We start from the raw sequence: 19,044 nt of genomic DNA, 5'->3' as shown, positions 1-19,044 counted from the left end.
TAATTTTAGATTATTTTCTACCATAAAGAGAACCATTTCTGATAGACTGTTTATTCAGTTCTCCTTTTTCGAATAAATTTTCTAAAATAGTTATCGCCTCAGCATAAGTTTTATCGAGAATTACAGCATATTCTTTTGGAGTTAAAGTAGGATAAATTTCAAAAAGAGATAACGGATTTTGATCTGTAAATTGATTCTTTTTTGCGTCTGGAAATAAAGCCAATAAGGCGTTTTCATAAAAAGCATAAGGTTTAGAACCATAAACCGTTAACCGATTATTACTCCCATCAGAAAAAAGCAAAGTAGGAAAGCCTCTTACGCCAAGTGTTTTTGCAAAATTCAAATCTTCCTGAAATAGAATCTTCGCATTATTTTCGTAATCAATCTTTAATTTGTTCACATCAAGGCCGGTAAGTTGAGCGGCTTCTGCAATATTTTCCCATTTTGCAATATTTTTCTTTTCCAGATACAGTTTCTCACGAAGAATTCTCATAAATAGGACCGCTTTATCCTTGCTCTGCATTTGCGCTGCTTTCATCGCAATACAAGACGGATAAGAAGAATCAAGAGGATCTTCAATCCACACATTTCCGTCAATTGGCATCTCATAATGCAAACTTGCTTCATCCCAATGATGGGCAACATCTGACGGTTTGCTTATCCCACCACTGTTATAAGACCAATCAGGCAATAAACCACCCATTCGATAATCAATATCAATATATTTACCATATTCTAGTTTTAATTTTCTTAGTTGTGGCTCAATCCCCCAGCATGACGAACAAATAGGATCTGTGTAATAGACTATTTTTACAGATTTATTGTCTGTTTTAATAGAGACACTTTCATTTAATTTTTCATCGCCAGGCATTTCGCATGTTCCGGTGACAGGATCGCATAATAACGGATTAGTTTTGTTTTTGTTCATTTTTGAAGTTATTTGCGATTGACAGCTTAAACCGAAAATCAGAATTAATAATAGTAACAACCTTTTCATAAATAACTGTTTTAAATTTACGCTTAGGTTTTAATTTTTATAATTTTACTGCAAAGTTCGCTCATCTTTAATCATAAGTCAATTAGTCTAAAAAATATGACTACAGAAAATAAATTAGAAAAAGAAAATGAATGTCCTGCAGAGGGACTTCTAAAATTGCTGTCCGGAAAATGGAAACCCCAGATTTTTTTATTGGCAGTAAGCGGACCTTTACGTTTCAACGGACTTTTAAGAGATATTAAAGGGGCTAATAAACAATCTATAGCAGTTGCACTTCGTGAACTTGAGGATTTTGAAATTTTAGATAAAAATATTATCAAACTGAAACCGCTCCACATCGAATATAATTTATCTGAAAAAGGGAAATCGTTGATTCCTGTTTTTAGGCAATTGGAGTTTTTCTCTGAGCAACAAAATATTAAGTGTGAAACTCAAACAGAACATTAAACAATAAAAAATCATGAAAAAACTATTTTTAGTGATGTTATTGCTTTTGCAGATTGCTACAATCTTCGGGCAAAACCAAAATCAAGATCCTTCTTCAAAAAAAATTATTGGAACCTGGTATGTTGATGCAAACCGAAATACAAAATGGATTTTCAGTCAGGATGGAAAAGTTTATAACTATGACAAGGATATTTTTAAGGTAATGTATCGCTATACAATTTCGCACAACTGTGGAAACAGTTCAGATGATACTATTGAATTTATTACTTTAATGGGCAAAGATGGAAATGAATTTTGTTTTAGAATTAATAGTATCAATGAGAATAAAAACGGCATTTTGTCTCTTACTAAAATGGATAATATGGAATCTCTGAAGTTTGTTAACAGCCTAAATAGCGCAAGGATCTGATAGTTCAAAGAAGACTCTGAAATATTAATCTTCCTGTCTTAGCGCCTTAATGGCTAAATTTAAAGGCATTAAACTTTTATTAACAAAAAGTAACTTGTCATTAAATTATATTTGTAAGGCAAAATTAATTTTAGCAATGACGAATATGAAAATCCACGCTTTTAAAATATGTACTTTATTATTCTTTGCTTTTTCGATAGTAGGATACAGTCAAAATGTAAAGTTGCTAAACATTGATCAGCTTAACGAAAGGATAAAAAACGGAAAAGACAGTACTTATGTTGTCAATTTTTGGGCAACGTGGTGTGCACCATGCATTAAGGAATTACCTCATTTTGAAAAACTGGGCGCAGAATATAAATCAGAAAAACTGGCTGTGTTATTAGTCAGTGTTGATTTTAAATCAAAATTAAATTCGGCAGTAATTCCATTTGTGAAGAGAAAAAACATGAAAAGCGAAGTTTTTCTGTTAAACGAAAGCAGTCCTCAGGAATATATTGACCGAATCGACAAAAACTGGTCAGGAAGTATTCCGGCAACACTCTTCATCAAAGGAGATAAAAGAAAATTTGTTGAAACTGAATTTACCTACGAACAATTATTAACTGAATATAAAAAACTATAAATTATGCAAAAGTTCATTACTACAGTCACGGTACTAGTATTTAGTATCTTATTTGCTCAGGCACAAACTGCGACATTAAAAGCAGGGCAAACAGCACCGGATTTCAAATTAAAAAATGTTGATGGTAAAGAAGTATCTTTTGAAAGTTACCCAAAAGCCAAAGGATTTATTGTTGTTTTTACTTGTAACACTTGTCCTTATGCAGTGGCTTACGAACAAAGAATAATTGAGCTAGATAAAAAATTCAAGTCACAAGGATATCCTGTAATTGCGATTAACCCGAATGATCCGGAAGCTTCGAAAGCAGATTCTTTTGATAAAATGCAAAAATTAGCAAAAGATAAAAAATATCCGTTCCCTTACTTATTCGATCAGGGACAAGTAGTAACAGACCAATACGGAGCAAAACATACGCCGCATCTTTATATTGTTTCTAAAACAGCTAAAGGAAATATTGTAGAGTATGTGGGAGCAATCGATAATGATCCTGAAGGAACTAAAACAGAAAAAATAAAATATGCTGAAGATGTGATTGCATCATTAAAAAGCAATCAGAAACCAGCTATTACCGAAACAAAAGAAATTGGTTGTACCGTAAAAAGAAAAGCAAAAGCTTAAGTTGTATTCCTTTTTCAATAGTAAAAAATGCCTCAATATATGAGGCATTTTTTATTATACAATGTTTTGTCATTTCGATCGAAGAGAGAAATCACAGAAGTAACTCGACAAAGATTATCGATTTTCTTTACAGGAATTAATTGTTTTGTCATTTCGATCGAAGAGAGAAATTGTATAAGTAACTCGAGAAAGATTATCGATTTTCTTTACAGAATTTATAATGTGATTTCTCTCTTCGATAATGATTAAGATTATGTTTATGAGCACAGAAAAATTCTCATTCGACTAAATGACAAGATTACGTTTATTCATTACAAACTTTTCAGCTTTTTCATAAAAACAGGAAAAACTTCATTCAGTTCATCAAAAAGCGGGTTTTTACGATGCTTTAATTTCACTTCACTAAATAGTTTTAATCCAAGTGCAAATTGAGTTGCATCATTAGGATCTTCAAAAATATTTTTATCTTTTATTTTTTCTATAATACTGAAAACTTCGTCATGATTGTCAAATTGTATTCCAAGTTCTTTTGCCGGCTCAGTTTCGCCGTTTGCGTATTCTTTTAAACTTAACGTAAGATAATATTTGTTTGATCTTTTTTCCATGTTACTTTAATATTATAATTATTTCAACCATTTTTCTACAATGGTTTTAAAAGTCTCTTTATACTGTTCACCAACAGTTATTTCGGTTTTATTAACGAATATTGAATTTTTACTTATCGAATTTATTTTTTCTAATGCAACAATAAACGAACGGTTGATTCTCATGAACTTTGATGCAGATAATTTTTCTTCCAGCGCTTTTAGAGAGATTAAGGACATTACTGATTTTTGTGAATCTTCGAGATGCACTTTTACATAATCTTTCAGGCTTTCGATATATAAAATATCTTTCAAAGAAATCCTGACCCATTGATATTCTACCTTCAAAAAGATAAATTCATCATCTGCCGTTATAGACTGAAAGTGATTAGATGCTTCTTCAGACATTTGCAGGACTTTATTAGCCGCACGCAAAAACTCTTCGTAACTAAACGGTTTTAGAAGATAATCTACGGCATTTACTTTATAACCTTCAATAGCATAATGATTATAGGCTGTCGTAAAGATAATTTTGGGCAATGGTCCCGGCTGTTCCTGTAAAAGTCGGGCAAGTTCCATACCCGTTAAATTGGGCATATTAATGTCTAAAAAAACAATGTCCGGTTGTTGCTCTCGTATTAAACTCATAGCTTCAACGGCATTATCACAACTGCAGGCTAATTCTAAAAAAGGAGTTTGTTCTATAAAAGTCTCCACAAGCCTCAATGCGAGAGGTTCATCATCTACTGCTATACATTTTAATACAATCATTGTTCTAAAGTTATTTGCAGATTTACTCTGTATTTGCCATTTTGATCAACACCGCAGGTCAAAATGTGTTTATGAGGATAGATTAAATGCAATCTTCGTTTGGTGTTTGTTAATCCAATTCCGCCTTGATCCGTAGTAGAAGTTTTCTCAAAGAAAGTGTTTTCCACTTCAAATTCAAGATTAGTTTCATTTTGTCTCAGTTTAATATGTATTTCACTCTTATCAGTAGCATGTACGCCATGTTTAAAAGCATTTTCGACTAAAGGCAATAACAACATAGGAACAATTGGATAATCGATTATTTTTTCCGGAATGTCTGTCGTTATGGTTAATTTACTATTGGCACGAAGCTTCATCAAAGCTATAAAATCTTTCATAAAATCAGCTTCTTTTAATAAAGTAGTTCTTTCGCCTTCTGTACTATAAAGCAAATATCGCATCATACGGCTCAAGGTGTGTAGTGCACCACGAGAATCTTCGATATTGGTATAAGTAAGTGAATAAATACTGTTAAGCGAATTAAAGAAAAAGTGAGGATTGATCTGCGCCTTTAGCATAGCAAGTTCAGCCATTGTTTTATCCTGTTCCAGTTTTTGCTTGTGTTGAGCTGCTTTTTGCCAATGATGCAACATCGCCCAACTGGTGCTAATACCTAAAACTAAGAGACTAATTGTGAAAACATAGTTGTCAAAATAATCATTTCTATATTTTTTAAAACCTAAAATTTCCGCCAGTTTACTATGCAAATCAGTATTGTAATTGTAGATATAAGCGATAAACTGCATGGCAAAAATGATAAAAAGTGCCCATAACAAAAACGGACTTATGTTATCTCTTATAATTGTTCTTGGAACTATAAGCTGTGCATTAGAATAAAAAATAACAATCATAAAAAACAGCACAATAGATTGCCATAACCAGAAGATTGTTGGCAGCACAATATTCCATGTTAAAGGTATGTAAAACAGTAGGGTAAACCCTAATAATAACCAGGCAAGGATATGTAATCCGGTGAATATGTATGGTTTAAAAAAGGTTGGAGACATTTTATTTTTGGATTTTATGACAATATTACACTATATTTATAAAAGATATAAAAGCAATCGGCAAAAATAGAATCAGAACCTTTAAAAACCATTTTAGAGCCGATGAGTTTATTTGTACGTGCCTAATTGCAATGGATTAACTTCTATCGGTTCTCACGTTATATCTATCGATTATCTCTAGGGCTTCGTCTATTGGTAATTTTTTGTTTGTAATATTTTAGTTCTTTTGTTTCTATATAAATTGATAATTACACATTTTTCACAATGAATAAGCAATCCTTTTTAAGCATTCTCGCAGCATCTGTTATTATCGCATCGTGTGGTAATAAAAATGACAAATCAGCTCAGGCTGGAGGTGCACCACAAGTTAAAGAGTACAAAACTGTGACTTTACAGCCACAATCAGCAACATTATATACAGACTATCCTGCAAGTATTCAGGGACAGGAAAATATAGAAATCCGCCCAAGAGTAGAAGGCTATATTGATAAGATATTTGTTGATGAAGGTGCTGTTGTAAAAGCAGGTCAGCCATTATTTAAAATCAGTGCTCCTGAATATGAACAACAAGTTCGTACTGCAGCGGCAAGTATAAAAAGTGCTCAGGCAGATTTAAGCGCAGCAAAATTAGCTGTAAATAAAGTAAAACCGCTTGTAGAGAAAGGAATTATCAGTAAATATGATCTTGAATCAGCACAGTATACATATGAATCTGCTGTGGCTACGCTTGCACAGGCAAATGCAGCTTTAGTAAATGCTAAAGTTAATTTAGGATATACTACAGTAATAAGTCCAGTTAATGGTGTTGTGGGGTCAATCCCGTTTCGTTTAGGAAGTTTAGTGAGTTCTAACACAGCTGATCCGTTAACAACAGTTTCGAGTATTGGCAACGTTTACGCGTATTTTGCCATGAATGAAAAAGTACTTTTGGAGTTTACCAAAAACACTCCCGGAACGACATTAGCAGAAAAAATCAAAAAATTACCGGAAGTTTTATTAGTACTTTCAGATGGTTCAACTTATCCTGAAAAAGGGCGTATTGAAACCGTAAATGGATTAATTAATACAGAAACAGGTTCGGTTAATATTAGAGCTCGTTTCGCAAATCCAAAAGGAATTATTAGAAGCGGAAGCAGCACAACGATAAGAATTCCGAATGAAGTAAAAGACGGAATATTAATTCCGCAGAGTGCTACATTTGAATTGCAGGATAAAATGTTTGCAGTTACAGTAGGGAAAGACGGTAAAACGAAAAATGTCAATATTACCGTGATGGACAATACAGCCAAAACTTATTATGTAGTAAAAAGTGGTTTAAAAGCAGGAGATCAAATCGTATTAGAAGGAGTAGCTTCTCTAAAAGACGGAAGCGAAATTAAAATTGACAATCAGAATCCAGAAACGGTTTACGCTGACTTAAAATAAGAAAAAAATGTTTAAAATATTCATACAAAGACCTGTACTTTCGACAGTAATATCTGTTATTATTGTCATTTTAGGTATTTTAGGCCTCGTTGAGCTGCCTATTTCTCAGTATCCCGATATTGCTCCGCCTACAGTAAACGTAGCAGCAAGTTATACAGGTGCAAATGCAGATGTTGTACTAAAAAGTATCGTAATTCCGCTTGAAGAACAAATTAATGGTGTAGAAAACATGACTTACATGACTTCTACAGCAACGAATGACGGAAATGCTTCTATTAAAATTTTCTTTAAAGTAGGAACAAATCCAGATTTAGCGGCGGTAAACGTTCAGAACAGAGTTTCCAGAGCAACAAGTTTATTGCCGGTAGAGGTAACTCAGGCTGGTGTAACAGTAACAAAGAGTCAGAGTAGTAACTTATTGATTTTCTCGTTATATAGTGATGATCCGGCTTATGATCAGACCTTTCTTCAAAATTATGCTAAGATCAACCTTGTTCCTCAAATTCAGCGTGTAGTTGGGGTAGGAGATGTAACCGTTTTTGGTGCAAAAGATTATTCTATGAGAATCTGGTTAAAACCAGACATCATGCAACAATACAAACTGATTCCAAGTGATATTTCGGCTGTTTTAGCAGAGCAAAACATAGAAGCTGCACCTGGTAAATTTGGTGAAAATGGAGATCAGGCATTTCAATATGTAATAAAATATAAAGGTCGTTTAACCAGTTCACAGGAATTTGGAGACATTGTTATCAAGTCTGTTGGTAACGGACAAATGTTGCGATTAAAAGATGTTGCTAAAGTTGAGTTAGGATCTTTGAGTTATTCCTCAACAATTAAAACAAACGGTGTAGAATCTGCGGCAATGGCAATTAGCCAGACTCCCGGATCAAATGCACGTGATGTAATCAACAACTCTAAAGCACTTATTGAAGACGCTGCCAAGAACTTCCCAAAAGGAGTAAAATATACTATTCTTGTTGACGTTAATGAAAACTTGGATGCTTCTATCGAAAAAGTAATCCATACTTTGGTCGAAGCCTTTATCCTGGTTTTTATCGTAGTATTTATTTTCCTTCAGGATTTCAGATCAACATTAATTCCGGCTATTGCAGTTCCGGTAGCGATTGTAGGAACGTTCTTCTTCCTGAATTTATTCGGATTTACAATCAACTTATTAACGCTTTTCGCGATGGTTCTTGCCATTGGTATTGTGGTCGATGATGCCATTGTCGTCGTCGAGGCGGTGCATGCTAAACTGGATCACGGTTATAAATCGTCTAAAAAAGCAACCATTGATGCAATGGATGAAATTTCCGGAGCAATTATATCCATCACACTGGTAATGTCTGCCGTATTTATTCCGGTTACTTTCATTACAGGTTCTACCGGGGTTTTCTATAAACAATTTGGTATTACATTAGCCGTGGCGATTATACTTTCGGCGATTAATGCATTGACTTTAAGTCCGGCATTGTGTGCTTTGCTTTTAAAGCCACACGCTGATGATCACAAACATAAAAGTTTTATTCAAAGGTTTTATACATCATTTAACGTTGCATTTGATAATGTTACGGGCAAATACAAACGTTCTGTTCAATTTCTTTCAGTAAAAAAATGGATCGTATTGGCAGCGATTATAATTGCCGGTTCAGCGTTATTTTATATGATGAAAACCACACCGTCAGCTTTCGTTCCTGCGGAAGATCAAGGAGTTGTTTTTGCTAATATTAGTTTACCGCCATCAGCTTCTATGGAACGTTCTGATGTAATAGCGAAGAAAGTAGACAGTATTGCACATACCATTCCCGGAGTAAAAAACACACTACGTATTGTAGGACAAAACTTTACAGCCGGTGCGGGAAGTGCATACAGTATGGTAATTGTAAGACTTGAAACATGGGAAAAACGTGATTTGAGTGTAAATGATGTAATTGGTCAGCTTTTTGCAAAAACTAGCGGTATTCGTGAAGCTAATATATTCTTCATTTCTCCACCAACAATTTCAGGATTTGGACAAAGTGGTGGATTCGAATTTCAGTTGCAGGACAAAGGAGGTCATACGACAGCAGAATTCTTTAAAGTAAATCAGGATTTTTTAGAAAAATTATCAAAACGTCCTGAAATACAATATGCAACAACACCTTTTAATCCGGGTTTCCCTCAATATATGATGGATATTAATTTGGCAAAAGCAAAAGATGCAGGAGTTTCGATTAATACGATTTTATCTACGATGCAGGGGTATTATGGAGGTTTGTATGCTTCGAATTTTAATAAATTTGGAAAACAATATCGTGTTATGATTCAGGCTTCGCCGGAATTCCGTACCAATACAGAAGGACTAAACAAGATTTTTGTTCGAAATGTGGCAGGAAATATGGCACCAATTACTGAGTTTGTAAAAATGACCAGAGTATTTGGACCGGAATCAATTTCAAGGTTTAACCTTTTCTCTTCTATTTCGATTACAGGAGCACCAAATCCTGGTTTTAGTTCAGGAGATGCGATTAAAGCCATTCAGGAAGTTGCTGCACAAGAGCTGCCTACAGGTTATGGTTATGAGTTCTCCGGTTTAACACGTGAGGAATTAGCATCAGGAAGTGAAACTGTCTTTATCTTTATCTTATGTCTTGTCTTTGTTTACTTCTTGTTAAGTGCACAATACGAGAGTTATATTTTACCATTTGCAGTATTATTATCCATTCCGTTTGGTTTGGCAGGAGCTTATTTGTTCTCGATTATATTCAAATTAAACAGTAACATTTATTTACAGATTTCCTTAATCATGTTGATTGGATTGCTGGCGAAGAACGGTATTTTGATTGTCGAATTTGCCTTGGAAAGAAGGCGTAAAGGAATGCCAATCGTACAAGCAGCAGTTGAAGGAGCCGTAGCACGTTTGCGACCAATTTTGATGACTTCTTTCGCCTTTATTTTAGGACTTGTTCCTTTAATGTTTGCATCAGGAGCAGGAGCTGTAGGAAACAAATCAATTGGTACAGGAGCTGTAGGAGGTATGTTAATTGGAACAGTTTTAGGAGTATTTGTTATTCCGGTATTGTTTATCATTTTCCAGACTTTACAGGAAAAAATTAGTGGTCCGGCAAGAGAGGGTTATGACGATGGAGATGATGACGAGGAAGTACAGCTAATCGAAGCTCATAAAGAGTAATAATTTAATTAAGAAAAAATGACTCATAGTACAAATAAATATATTCTAATGGTAGTCGCAGTCACACTTTTAAGTGGCTGTGTTGCCAAAAAGTACGAACGCCCCACAGCTATTTCTACAGATAAGTTGTATCGTGATCAGGTCTCTGCCGATTCGACTACGATTGCAAATATGCCTTGGCAGACTGTTTTTAAAGATCAAAAACTGAATGCTTTAATTCAAAAAGGATTAGATCAGAATCTGAATTTAAAGAATGCAATCGAAAATATTGTTCAGGCACGTGCGACCTTGCGTCAAACGAAACTGGCGTATTACCCAAATCTGGAGTTTGATGCCAATGCAACCCGTAGTAAACAATCTAAAGCAGCATTAAACTTTCCGGCAGGAATTAATATCAATACACTCACAACGACCTATAAATTAGGTTTAAGTACCTCGTGGGAAGCTGATATTTGGGGAAAATTAAGCAGTTCTAAAAGGGCAGCTTTAGCAACGTATCTTTCTACAGATGCAGCCAAACAAGCAGTTCAGACACAATTGATATCAGATATTGCAAATAATTATTTTTTATTACTTTCTTATGACAGGCAATTAGAAATTACAAAAGCAACGTTAGAAAGCCGTATTAAAAATGTTGAAGTTATAAAAGCTTTAAAAGAAGGAGCAATTGTTACAGGAGCGTCTGTTGTACAAAGTGAGGCTAACCAGCATGCAGCAGAAGTTTTGATCCCGGATTTGAAAAGAAGCATTCGTGAAACTGAAAATGCGCTTAATATTTTATTAGGACAAGCTTCAGGGCCAATTGAAAGAGGAACCATAGGAGATCAGGTAATTCCTGAAAAACTTGCAATAGGTTTACCGGCTCAATTGTTAGAAAACCGTCCGGATGTTCGTCAGGCTGAATTTGATTTCAGAACCGCTTTTGAGACTACTAATCTGGCTAAAACTTATTTTTATCCAAGTTTAACACTTACAGCAAGTGGTGGTTTGTCGACTTTGCAATTAAGGAATTTCTTCGATCAGTCTATTTTTTATTCTATAATAGGAGGATTAACTCAGCCTATCTTTAATCAGGGACTTAATAAAGCCAGATTGACAAACGCACAATCAAGACAAGTGCAGGCTTTTAATAATTTCCAACAAAGTCTTTTGGTTGCAGGTCAGGAAGTTTCTAATGCCATGTATGCGTATGAAATGGCGGTAGCCAAAGAAGATTCCAGAGAGAAACAAATCGAAGCTTTAGAGAAAGCCGTTGATTATACACAACAGCTTTTAGAATATAGTTCTTCTACTAATTATACAGATGTATTAACATCAGAACAAAACCTTTTAGCAGCTCAATTGAGCGGTGTAAATGATAATTTACAGAAATTACAAGCTGTAGTTGATTTATACCGAGCTTTAGGGGGAGGATGGAAATAAACAAATTAATTAATTGGTTTAGAGGGCTGTATGAAATTTTTATACAGCCTTTTTTATTTTAACTTTTTATCGGTTGTGAGTTACTATTCGTCGATTGGTTTTGCCCTTTCGTATAATCAATAGGATAAAGGCTAATAAATGGCATTACTTTCGCTTTGTTTCAAATCAAATAACTTAATACTACAAAAATGAAAAAATTAGGAATCGCACTAATACTTTTGATGAGTGTTTTTGCACATGCGCAAGTTTCGATCAATGTAAATATTGGTACACCGCCAAATTGGGGCCCGCAAGGTTATGACAATAGCAGATATTACTATTTACCGGATATTGATGTTTATTATGATGTAAACCAAAGTCAGTTTATTTATGATAATAACGGTAAATGGATTAGAGAGAACAGATTGCCTTCAAGATACAGAAATTATGATCTATATGGAGGTTATAAAGTAGTGGTTAATGATTATAAGGGAGATGCTCCATATACATATCATAAAAAACACAGAAACAATTATCCAAAAGGTTATCAGGGACCTCCTCAAAAAAATAGAGGGAATAAACCGGATAAGAGTAATAAACAAAATAACAGTCAGAAAAATTATAACGGGAATTCAAAAAATAATAATTCAAATCACGGTAAAGGAAATTCTAATAAAGATCAGAATCATTCGCATGATAATCACCATTAATTAAAATATGAATAAACAAAAACGCCTCAAATTACGAGGCGTTTTTGTTTTACAATAATGTACTTTATATTGAGGTCTTTACAATTGCTGAACTGCATTTGTTTAAACCTGTTATCTTGTAATAATCTTATTTTACCAGTTTCCTTTTAGGCCTTCTTTTAAGGCAACATCATATTTATCTAAATCAAAACGATATAAATCCGGAGCTTTATGAGCGCCTCCTTTTCTGGATTCATCCAGTTTAGTTAAAATATCATATCTTAGTATTTTACGATAAAAATTACCTCGATTTAGTTTTTTGCTCAAAATAGCTTCATATAATTTTTGAAGTTCCGGCATCGTAAATTTCTCAGGCAAAAGATTGTACCCAATTGGATGATTGTTTAATTGTTCGCGTAAGGTAAGCAATGCTTTATCGAAAATTGTTCTGTGATCCATCATAAACGGAGGTAAATCTTCGATAGATTTCCACTCACAAGCCGAAGAATACTCATCGACGATCAGATTGACTTTTGAATGTTCTGCTAAAGCGTAGTAACCTATCGAAACAAAACGTTGCTTGTACCATAAATTATCATCATATTTTTCAAACGCACTTTCAGAGCGATTTAAATTTCCAAAAGTATAAAATTGCTGCAGATAGATATTTTCCGTTCCCGTTCTGTCTTTCAGGATACGAATTGCAGCATCATCGACATTTTCTTCTTTTTGAACATAACCACCCGGAAGCCCCCATAGATCCTGATCTTTCATCTTAACGGTTAAAACCTGAAGAGTAGTTTCATGAAAACTAAAAATAACACAATCAATAGAAAGTGTCGGAATGTATGTTTTCCACGATTCTTCAGATTGTTTTTCAAGTATTTTTTTAAATTCCATTGCATTGATTTATTTTCAAATTTACAGTTTTTGTAAACTATAAATCAAATTAAAAAATCTAAACTTCCTTTTTAACAAAAAAAAGGAATAAATCTATAAAGTACTTTTCTGTTGTCGTTCTTAATGATAAACCGTAATTATTGGGAATGACTCATTTTTAGATATTTATAATTGAGATGAACGAAATTTTAAGCTGATTTATTTGTTAATGTAAAAAAAAGTGTTTAATATTGCTTCTATATGAAGCAATGAAATATCACCAGTAAAAGCTTTACTATTTTTTCCAAAACAATTTAATATTTCTAACTATGAAACCAAGCTTTACCAAAACTGCCAGAGTATCACTTTTGACTGCTTTAGTACTTTCAAATTTATCATGGAAAACCATTCCAAACGATGAAAACAACCCACCGCTTTTAACCATTAAGGGATTTACATTTGTTGATTCTAACAGAAATGGGAAATTAGACATTTGGGAAGACACACGCCTTTCTGTTGATCAGCGAATTGATTCAATTATCAAACAAATGACCAATGCCGAAAAGGTAGAACTGCTTATAGGAACAGGAATGCCCGGAATAGAAGTTTTGACAGGTCCTGTTGGAGATTCTAAGCAAGGTTTGGTTCCCGGAGCTGCCGGAGGAACGGCTTCTTTTGAGCGATTTGGAATTCCTGCGACTGTTGTTGCTGATGGACCTGCAGGTTTAAGAATTGAACCGACAAGAGAAAATGATTCAAAAACGTATTATGCAACCGCATTTCCTGTAGGTACAGCTTTGGCATCGACCTGGAATAAAACGCTTTTAGAAGAGGTTGGAAAAGCAATGGGTAATGAGGTAAAAGAATATGGCGTTGACGTTTTATTAGCACCGGCACTGAACATTCAAAGAAATCCTTTGAACGGAAGAAATTTCGAATACTATTCTGAAGATCCTTTGATTTCTGGAAAAACGGCGGCGGCAATAGTAAACGGAATTCAGTTGCAAGGCGTAGGAACTTCGATCAAACACTTTGCAGTTAATAATGAAGAAACCAACCGATTAACAATCAATGCGCACGTTTCTGAAAGAGCTATTCGAGAGATATATTTAAAAGGTTTTGAAATCACGGTAAAAGAATCTCAGCCCTGGACGGTAATGTCCTCCTACAACAAATTGAATGGCACTTATACTTCTGAACGTAAAGATTTGCTAACCCAGGTTTTGAGAAACGAATGGGGCTTTAAAGGAATTGTGATGACGGACTGGTTTGGAGGTTTTGCAGGTTTTGAATCGATACAGAATGGTTCAAGTTCTGATGTAGTACAACAAATGATCGCCGGAAACGATCTTTTGATGCCAGGAATTCCAGTTCAGAAAAAAGCATTATTAGAAGCTTTGAACTCGGGAAAAATATCTCAGGAAGTGGCCAATACAAATGCAAAAAGAATTTTAGAATATATTTTTCGCACACCAACTTTCACAAAATATAAATACAGCGATAAACCGAACTTGACTAAGAATGCCGAGGTAACAAGAAATGCTGCGGCAGAAGGAATGGTTTTGCTTAAAAACACAAATAAAGCATTGCCTTTTGCTGAAAAACAAAAAGAAGTTTCTTTATTTGGTGTTACTTCTTATGCCTGGATTACAGGCGGAACAGGAAGCGGAAGTGTGAATAATAAACATACAGTTTCGCTTTTAGAAGGTTTGAATGCTGCGGGTTATAAATTAGACAAAGAAGTGGTTGATTTATACACACCTCACGCAGAAAAAGAACTTGTTGCTGAAAAAGAGCGAAGAAAAATAAAAGGAATTTTGGCTTTGCCTGAAAGACTTCCTGAAATGAAAATGGACGATGCTTTTATTGCTAAAAAAGCAGCAAGTTCTGAAATCGCTTTTGTGACTTTAGGGAGAAACTCCGGAGAAGGAGGAGACAGAGTTGTGGACAATGATTTTAATCTCGCAAATGAAGAAATTGAAATGCTGGATAAAATTTCAAAAGCTTTTCATGCAAAAGGAAAAAAAGTAGTGGTTATTCTAAATATAGGCGGTGTAATCGAAACAGCTTCATGGAAAGATAAAGTAGATGCTATTTTGTTAGCCTGGCAGCCAGGTCAGGAAGGCGGACACTCTGTTGCAGATGTAGTTTCGGGGAAAATAAATCCATCCGGAAAACTTACTATGACTTTCCCAGTGAAATATTCTGATACACCTTCAGCTAAAAACTTCCCGGGATTTCCTGCTAATAATCCAAAAGAAGTGACGTATGAAGAAGGAGTTTATGTTGGGTATCGTTATTATAATACTTTTAATGTCAAACCATCTTATGAATTTGGCTTTGGAAGTTCGTATACTAATTTTGATTTTTCAGATGTGAAATTGAGTTCACCAACATTCAATGATAAATTAACGGTTTCAGTTACTGTAAAAAATACAGGAAAAACAGCCGGAAAAGAAGTAGTACAAATTTATCTTGCTGCACCATCAAAGTCTATTGATAAACCAAAAGAAGAATTGAAAGCTTTTGGTAAAACCAAAGAATTAAAACCGGGAGAAAGCGAAACACTAAAATTGACTTTATCTGCAAAAGATCTTGCTTCATTTTTAGAAAATAAAAGTGCCTGGATTGCAGAAGCCGGAACGTATAAAGTTTTGGTTGGAGCTTCGTCATTAGATATCAAAAAGACAGCAGAATTTTCAGTAGCAAAAGAAATTACGGTCGAAAAAGTAAAGAAAGCTTTTGAGTTAGATTCAAAGTTTACAGAACTTAAACCGTAAGTTTTAGTTAATCGTTGTTTGTAAAAAAGCCTTCCGGAACTCATGTTTTTGGAAGGCTTTTTTTTTTGTATTTTATATTGTTTTTTTTAATTATAGAAACATTTTTAAATTATTGTATGGAATATAAAACATCCTTATTACTAATCGATTATTGTTTATATTAGCTAAATGTCCAGAAATTAAATCAAAAAAAGGAAATATGAAATTATTTACAAGTGCATTTATTTTATTTATTGCTGCCATTACCAATATCAATGCGCAATTTGTAGGTAGTTATTCTCTTAAAGATGGAGGAGTAGATATTCAGAGTTCCAGTTTATTTGTTTTACCGGACCATACCTTTATTGTATTTTATGCCGGCGGAACTCCGCTACAAGGAAATTGGACGGAAGAGTCAAAGGATAAGATCAAATTAGAAATTAATACGGAGAACAAATCAATTTTTAGTGTGTATGCAATTAAGGGTAATCCGACCAATAAAAATGTTCAATTTAGTCCTTCAGGTCAAATAAATCTTTATGTTTCTGTTTCAAAAAATAAATTAAAACAACCCGTTTACCAGCCTTTGTTTGATGAAAAGTGGGGTTGTTTAGATCGGGATTTCGAAACAAATATTGCGGACAAAAAGGCTGAATTAAAGTTAGTTTCTCCGGAAAAAGCAATTGATTTTTCAGATAATATAAAATATCCGGTTGCGTCAAATGTCTACACTTTTCAATTATCAGACAAGTTTTCGAACTATAGAATCTTTATTGATCCAAATGTAAAAGCCCCATTTAAAATTGAAATTATAAAACAAAACGAAAAATATATCATTCAGGACACAAAGGGAGGGAAACCAATTGTAACGGATCGGGATGATATTGCAGAGGAGATGATTACAAAAATAAAGGCTGCCTTGATGCCCTGGCAAATTAATGATCTTATGAGAAAAGGGGTAGAAGTTGAGATGCTAAATCCTGTAAAAGTCGAAAAAACAGAATTTAATAAACCAACAGAAAAACCTTTGTTTATTGCAAAGTGTGAACAATAAACGATCTAAAACCGATGCTGTAAATAGGTTAGGAGAGGCTTTTATTCTTTTAATAAATTTGTTGAAGATTTTTTCATACCTTAAACTAACGATTTTAAAATATCCAAAAACACCTTTACCGCTTTCTTTTCGTATACTTCTTTTATAGAAATTAGCATAGCAGTTCGTGTCATATTCTTACCCTCAATTGGAATACATACTATCTCTTTTTCATTTTTAATCGTAGTCTGGGTAAGAATCGTGTACCATTTACCGCTTTTCACGAGTTCTAATAAAGTAGGAATGTCATTGATTTCGATAGCGACTTTTGGATGCAGATTGTTTTTATTAAAAGCATCATTAATAAATTGAGTTGTGCTATACCCTTTGGCGGGAAGCGCAAGAGAGAGTTTGCTAATTTCTTTTAAAGATATCGATTTCCTGCTTTTTAAATCTGAATTTGTTGAAGTTACGAGCGTCATTGGAGACGTAAAAAGAGTTTGATACTTAAAATGATTTTCGGTAAGAATCTCTTCAAAAGTAAGAATGATATCCAATTCAAAATGGTTTAATTTTTCTATTAATTCCTTAGAAGTTCCAAAAACAATTTCGAATTCGATTTTAGGATATTGATCATTGAATTTAACGAGGGTTTGAGTCACGATATCCCGTAATGCATAGGTAACGCCAATCGCAATTTTTCCGGTATTCAGGTTGTTCAGGTCTTTTAATAACTGAAGACCTTCATTTGCTTTACTCGTGCTTTGCAAGGCATAAACAGAGAATAATTCTCCGGCTTCTGTTAATGTAATTCGTTTTCCTATTCGGTTAAAAAGTGGAATTTGTAATTCGTCTTCAAGTTGTTTAATTTGTTGCGATAAAGTACTTTGGCTAATATTTAAACTATTAGCCGCTTCAGTAAAGTTGAGCAATTCTTTTGCTTTTAGAAAATATCTAAGTTGTCTGAGTTCCATTTTTGTAAATCGGTTTTATCGATTGATGCTATCGAAAAATAAGGTTTTACAAATATAGAAATTCTTTAGACCTTTGTAACAAATAATGATTGTAGTAAAATGAAAATAATACCATTACAAGAAGGGAATTACGTTGTAAACAAGGATAAGGAGTTTAAACTTATTAATGAGTTCCCGTCAGATTCAGGACTTAAAATGGCAATTCAGCCTTTTTTGGTTGTTACTGAAAATGATTATATCCTTTTAGATCTGGGGTTAGGAGTGAATAAAAACGGAAAACCTTTGATTCATCATTTACTGGAAAGTCATAACATTCTGCCCGAACAAATTACAAAAGTCCTGATTTCGCATTTCCATAAAGATCATATCGAAGGAATTGGTTATTTTGACGGAGAAACTTTTATTCAAAATTTTCCAGATGCAACCATTTATCTGCAAAAAAGAGAGCTTGAATTTGCTCTCGAACAACAACATCCCTCTTATAATTTAAGTATATTAAATCAAATAAAACAATTTTCTAATGTTGAAATGCTGCAATACGATAAAGGGCAAATAACGGACGAAATTTTCTATAAAGTTTCTGCCGGACATTCACCATTTCATCAGGTTTTCTGGATTAGGGAAAACAATGAGATTACTTTTTACGGCGCTGATGATTTGCCACAAGAAACTTATTTAAAACTTCATGTTGCTTACAAAACAGATTACAATGGTAAACGTGCTATGGAATCGAGAAAAAAATGGGAACAGGAAGCCAAAGAACAGCATTGGAAAGTGCTTTTGTATCATGATATGAAAGTGCCGGTGTTGGAGTTTTAGTTTTGTAGAGTATAGAGTATAGAGTATAGAGTATAGAGTATAGAGTATAGAGTATAGAGTATAGAGTATAGAGTATAGAGTATAGAGTATAGAATAAAGAGTATAGAATAAAGAATAAAGAATAAAGAGTATAGAGTATAGAAGAAAGAGGATAAATTTAGAGTGGATTGAAGAATAAATAAACGCGTTTATTGCACATCGCTATGTGAATTAATATAAAGTGAAACGCCTTTTTTAAGAAAAGGAAATCTATGTTTCTATGTGTTTAAAAAAAAACTCCACTAATCAAACATTTGTATGATTTTGAAGAAGATTATTACAAACGTATTCAGATACAATTTCAATTTAAAAAGGGGGAAATTGTTACGGGATACATTTATGCTTTAAGCCAGC

At 33.8% G+C, this 19,044-nt stretch carries 17 protein-coding genes; 11 read left to right on the top strand and 6 right to left on the bottom strand.

Translation table 11 applies throughout. From position 1 onward, the window contains the following. Window positions 1-10 precede the first annotated feature (10 nt). Window positions 11-928, bottom strand: coding sequence for a DsbA family protein (locus ACQKCJ_RS06375; RefSeq protein ID WP_427401641.1), 918 nt, complete (start codon window positions 926-928; stop codon window positions 11-13). Window positions 929-1,093: 165 nt separating this feature from the next. Between ACQKCJ_RS06375 and ACQKCJ_RS06370 the strand changes: the two genes are divergently transcribed. From ACQKCJ_RS06370 to ACQKCJ_RS06355, 4 genes are all read left to right on the top strand, one after another. Further along, on the top strand, window positions 1,094-1,444 hold the full coding sequence (locus ACQKCJ_RS06370; protein WP_271334116.1) for a winged helix-turn-helix transcriptional regulator: 351 nt from the start codon (window positions 1,094-1,096) through the stop codon (window positions 1,442-1,444). Window positions 1,445-1,457: 13 nt separating this feature from the next. Next, window positions 1,458-1,853, top strand: coding sequence for a hypothetical protein (locus ACQKCJ_RS06365; RefSeq protein ID WP_427401640.1), 396 nt, complete (start codon window positions 1,458-1,460; stop codon window positions 1,851-1,853). 136 nt (window positions 1,854-1,989) lie between these two features. After that, the gene (locus ACQKCJ_RS06360) at window positions 1,990-2,478 is read left to right on the top strand and encodes a TlpA family protein disulfide reductase (protein WP_427401639.1); all 489 of its coding nucleotides are present in this window, start codon (window positions 1,990-1,992) and stop codon (window positions 2,476-2,478) included. Between the two features lie 3 nt (window positions 2,479-2,481). After that, the gene (locus ACQKCJ_RS06355) at window positions 2,482-3,096 is read left to right on the top strand and encodes a thioredoxin family protein (protein ID WP_271334121.1); all 615 of its coding nucleotides are present in this window, start codon (window positions 2,482-2,484) and stop codon (window positions 3,094-3,096) included. Window positions 3,097-3,407: 311 nt separating this feature from the next. Here the strand turns inward: ACQKCJ_RS06355 and ACQKCJ_RS06350 are convergent, their stop codons facing one another. Genes ACQKCJ_RS06350 through ACQKCJ_RS06340 form a run of 3 tightly spaced genes read right to left on the bottom strand, consistent with a single transcriptional unit; the run spans window position 3,408 to window position 5,497 of the window. Then, window positions 3,408-3,701, bottom strand: a complete 294-nt coding sequence (locus ACQKCJ_RS06350; protein ID WP_271334122.1) for a DUF3861 domain-containing protein — start codon at window positions 3,699-3,701, stop codon at window positions 3,408-3,410. An 18-nt stretch (window positions 3,702-3,719) separates the two neighbouring features. After that, window positions 3,720-4,451 (bottom strand): LytR/AlgR family response regulator transcription factor, encoded by a 732-nt coding sequence (locus ACQKCJ_RS06345; RefSeq protein WP_427401638.1) that lies wholly within the window; start codon window positions 4,449-4,451, stop codon window positions 3,720-3,722. Beyond that, window positions 4,448-5,497, bottom strand: coding sequence for a sensor histidine kinase (locus ACQKCJ_RS06340; RefSeq protein WP_271334124.1), 1,050 nt, complete (start codon window positions 5,495-5,497; stop codon window positions 4,448-4,450). The genes ACQKCJ_RS06345 and ACQKCJ_RS06340 overlap by 4 nt, the downstream gene beginning before the upstream one ends. Before the next feature lie 264 nt (window positions 5,498-5,761). Here ACQKCJ_RS06340 and ACQKCJ_RS06335 point away from each other — a divergent pair, with 264 nt between their 5' ends. The 4 genes from ACQKCJ_RS06335 to ACQKCJ_RS06320 all read left to right on the top strand — a co-directional run bounded on the left by ACQKCJ_RS06335 (window position 5,762) and on the right by ACQKCJ_RS06320 (window position 12,208). Continuing rightward, on the top strand, window positions 5,762-6,922 hold the full coding sequence (locus ACQKCJ_RS06335) for an efflux RND transporter periplasmic adaptor subunit (RefSeq protein WP_271334125.1): 1,161 nt from the start codon (window positions 5,762-5,764) through the stop codon (window positions 6,920-6,922). A 7-nt stretch (window positions 6,923-6,929) separates the two neighbouring features. Then, window positions 6,930-10,097: an efflux RND transporter permease subunit gene (locus ACQKCJ_RS06330; RefSeq protein WP_427401637.1), complete on the top strand. Its 3,168-nt coding sequence runs from the start codon at window positions 6,930-6,932 to the stop codon at window positions 10,095-10,097. Between the two features lie 18 nt (window positions 10,098-10,115). Next, entirely contained in the window at window positions 10,116-11,519 is a 1,404-nt protein-coding gene (locus tag ACQKCJ_RS06325; RefSeq protein ID WP_427401636.1) for an efflux transporter outer membrane subunit, read from the top strand. Window positions 11,520-11,707: 188 nt separating this feature from the next. Next, the gene (locus tag ACQKCJ_RS06320) at window positions 11,708-12,208 is read left to right on the top strand and encodes a hypothetical protein (RefSeq protein ID WP_271334128.1); all 501 of its coding nucleotides are present in this window, start codon (window positions 11,708-11,710) and stop codon (window positions 12,206-12,208) included. A gap of 132 nt (window positions 12,209-12,340) precedes the next feature. On the opposite strand, the gene ACQKCJ_RS06315 is transcribed toward ACQKCJ_RS06320, so the two are convergent. Then, on the bottom strand, window positions 12,341-13,087 hold the full coding sequence (locus ACQKCJ_RS06315; protein WP_271334129.1) for an NUDIX hydrolase: 747 nt from the start codon (window positions 13,085-13,087) through the stop codon (window positions 12,341-12,343). A 308-nt stretch (window positions 13,088-13,395) separates the two neighbouring features. Here ACQKCJ_RS06315 and ACQKCJ_RS06310 point away from each other — a divergent pair, with 308 nt between their 5' ends. Beyond that, complete coding sequence (locus tag ACQKCJ_RS06310) at window positions 13,396-15,846, top strand: glycoside hydrolase family 3 C-terminal domain-containing protein (RefSeq protein WP_427401635.1); 2,451 nt, start codon at window positions 13,396-13,398, stop codon at window positions 15,844-15,846. A gap of 199 nt (window positions 15,847-16,045) precedes the next feature. Next, window positions 16,046-16,879: a hypothetical protein gene (locus tag ACQKCJ_RS06305; RefSeq protein ID WP_427401634.1), complete on the top strand. Its 834-nt coding sequence runs from the start codon at window positions 16,046-16,048 to the stop codon at window positions 16,877-16,879. Window positions 16,880-16,959: 80 nt separating this feature from the next. Here the strand turns inward: ACQKCJ_RS06305 and ACQKCJ_RS06300 are convergent, their stop codons facing one another. Next, the gene (locus tag ACQKCJ_RS06300) at window positions 16,960-17,832 is read right to left on the bottom strand and encodes a LysR substrate-binding domain-containing protein (protein WP_271334132.1); all 873 of its coding nucleotides are present in this window, start codon (window positions 17,830-17,832) and stop codon (window positions 16,960-16,962) included. Between the two features lie 99 nt (window positions 17,833-17,931). Here ACQKCJ_RS06300 and ACQKCJ_RS06295 point away from each other — a divergent pair, with 99 nt between their 5' ends. Beyond that, entirely contained in the window at window positions 17,932-18,651 is a 720-nt protein-coding gene (locus tag ACQKCJ_RS06295) for an MBL fold metallo-hydrolase (RefSeq protein WP_427401633.1), read from the top strand. The last annotated feature ends 393 nt before the right edge of the window (window positions 18,652-19,044 follow it).

The organism is Flavobacterium sp. NPDC079362, assembly GCF_050267765.1.
GTDB classification, from domain to species: domain Bacteria; phylum Bacteroidota; class Bacteroidia; order Flavobacteriales; family Flavobacteriaceae; genus Flavobacterium; species Flavobacterium azizsancarii.
This window is presented reverse-complemented; position numbering and strand designations above follow the sequence as displayed.

What these genes read in the sequence shown, in the direction of transcription:
- ACQKCJ_RS06345 (WP_427401638.1), bottom strand. Translation starts at nt 4,451, where the DNA reads ATGATTGTATTAAAATGTATAGCAGTAGATGATGAACCTCTCGCATTG.
- ACQKCJ_RS06365 (WP_427401640.1), top strand. Translation starts at nt 1,458, where the DNA reads ATGAAAAAACTATTTTTAGTGATGTTATTGCTTTTGCAGATTGCTACA.
- ACQKCJ_RS06320 (WP_271334128.1), top strand. Translation starts at nt 11,708, where the DNA reads ATGAAAAAATTAGGAATCGCACTAATACTTTTGATGAGTGTTTTTGCA.
- ACQKCJ_RS06360 (WP_427401639.1), top strand. Translation starts at nt 1,990, where the DNA reads ATGACGAATATGAAAATCCACGCTTTTAAAATATGTACTTTATTATTC.
- ACQKCJ_RS06340 (WP_271334124.1), bottom strand. Translation starts at nt 5,497, where the DNA reads ATGTCTCCAACCTTTTTTAAACCATACATATTCACCGGATTACATATC.
- ACQKCJ_RS06310 (WP_427401635.1), top strand. Translation starts at nt 13,396, where the DNA reads ATGAAACCAAGCTTTACCAAAACTGCCAGAGTATCACTTTTGACTGCT.
- ACQKCJ_RS06335 (WP_271334125.1), top strand. Translation starts at nt 5,762, where the DNA reads ATGAATAAGCAATCCTTTTTAAGCATTCTCGCAGCATCTGTTATTATC.
- ACQKCJ_RS06300 (WP_271334132.1), bottom strand. Translation starts at nt 17,832, where the DNA reads ATGGAACTCAGACAACTTAGATATTTTCTAAAAGCAAAAGAATTGCTC.
- ACQKCJ_RS06330 (WP_427401637.1), top strand. Translation starts at nt 6,930, where the DNA reads ATGTTTAAAATATTCATACAAAGACCTGTACTTTCGACAGTAATATCT.
- ACQKCJ_RS06350 (WP_271334122.1), bottom strand. Translation starts at nt 3,701, where the DNA reads ATGGAAAAAAGATCAAACAAATATTATCTTACGTTAAGTTTAAAAGAA.
- ACQKCJ_RS06325 (WP_427401636.1), top strand. Translation starts at nt 10,116, where the DNA reads ATGACTCATAGTACAAATAAATATATTCTAATGGTAGTCGCAGTCACA.
- ACQKCJ_RS06295 (WP_427401633.1), top strand. Translation starts at nt 17,932, where the DNA reads ATGAAAATAATACCATTACAAGAAGGGAATTACGTTGTAAACAAGGAT.
- ACQKCJ_RS06370 (WP_271334116.1), top strand. Translation starts at nt 1,094, where the DNA reads ATGACTACAGAAAATAAATTAGAAAAAGAAAATGAATGTCCTGCAGAG.
- ACQKCJ_RS06305 (WP_427401634.1), top strand. Translation starts at nt 16,046, where the DNA reads ATGAAATTATTTACAAGTGCATTTATTTTATTTATTGCTGCCATTACC.
- ACQKCJ_RS06315 (WP_271334129.1), bottom strand. Translation starts at nt 13,087, where the DNA reads ATGGAATTTAAAAAAATACTTGAAAAACAATCTGAAGAATCGTGGAAA.
- ACQKCJ_RS06375 (WP_427401641.1), bottom strand. Translation starts at nt 928, where the DNA reads ATGAACAAAAACAAAACTAATCCGTTATTATGCGATCCTGTCACCGGA.
- ACQKCJ_RS06355 (WP_271334121.1), top strand. Translation starts at nt 2,482, where the DNA reads ATGCAAAAGTTCATTACTACAGTCACGGTACTAGTATTTAGTATCTTA.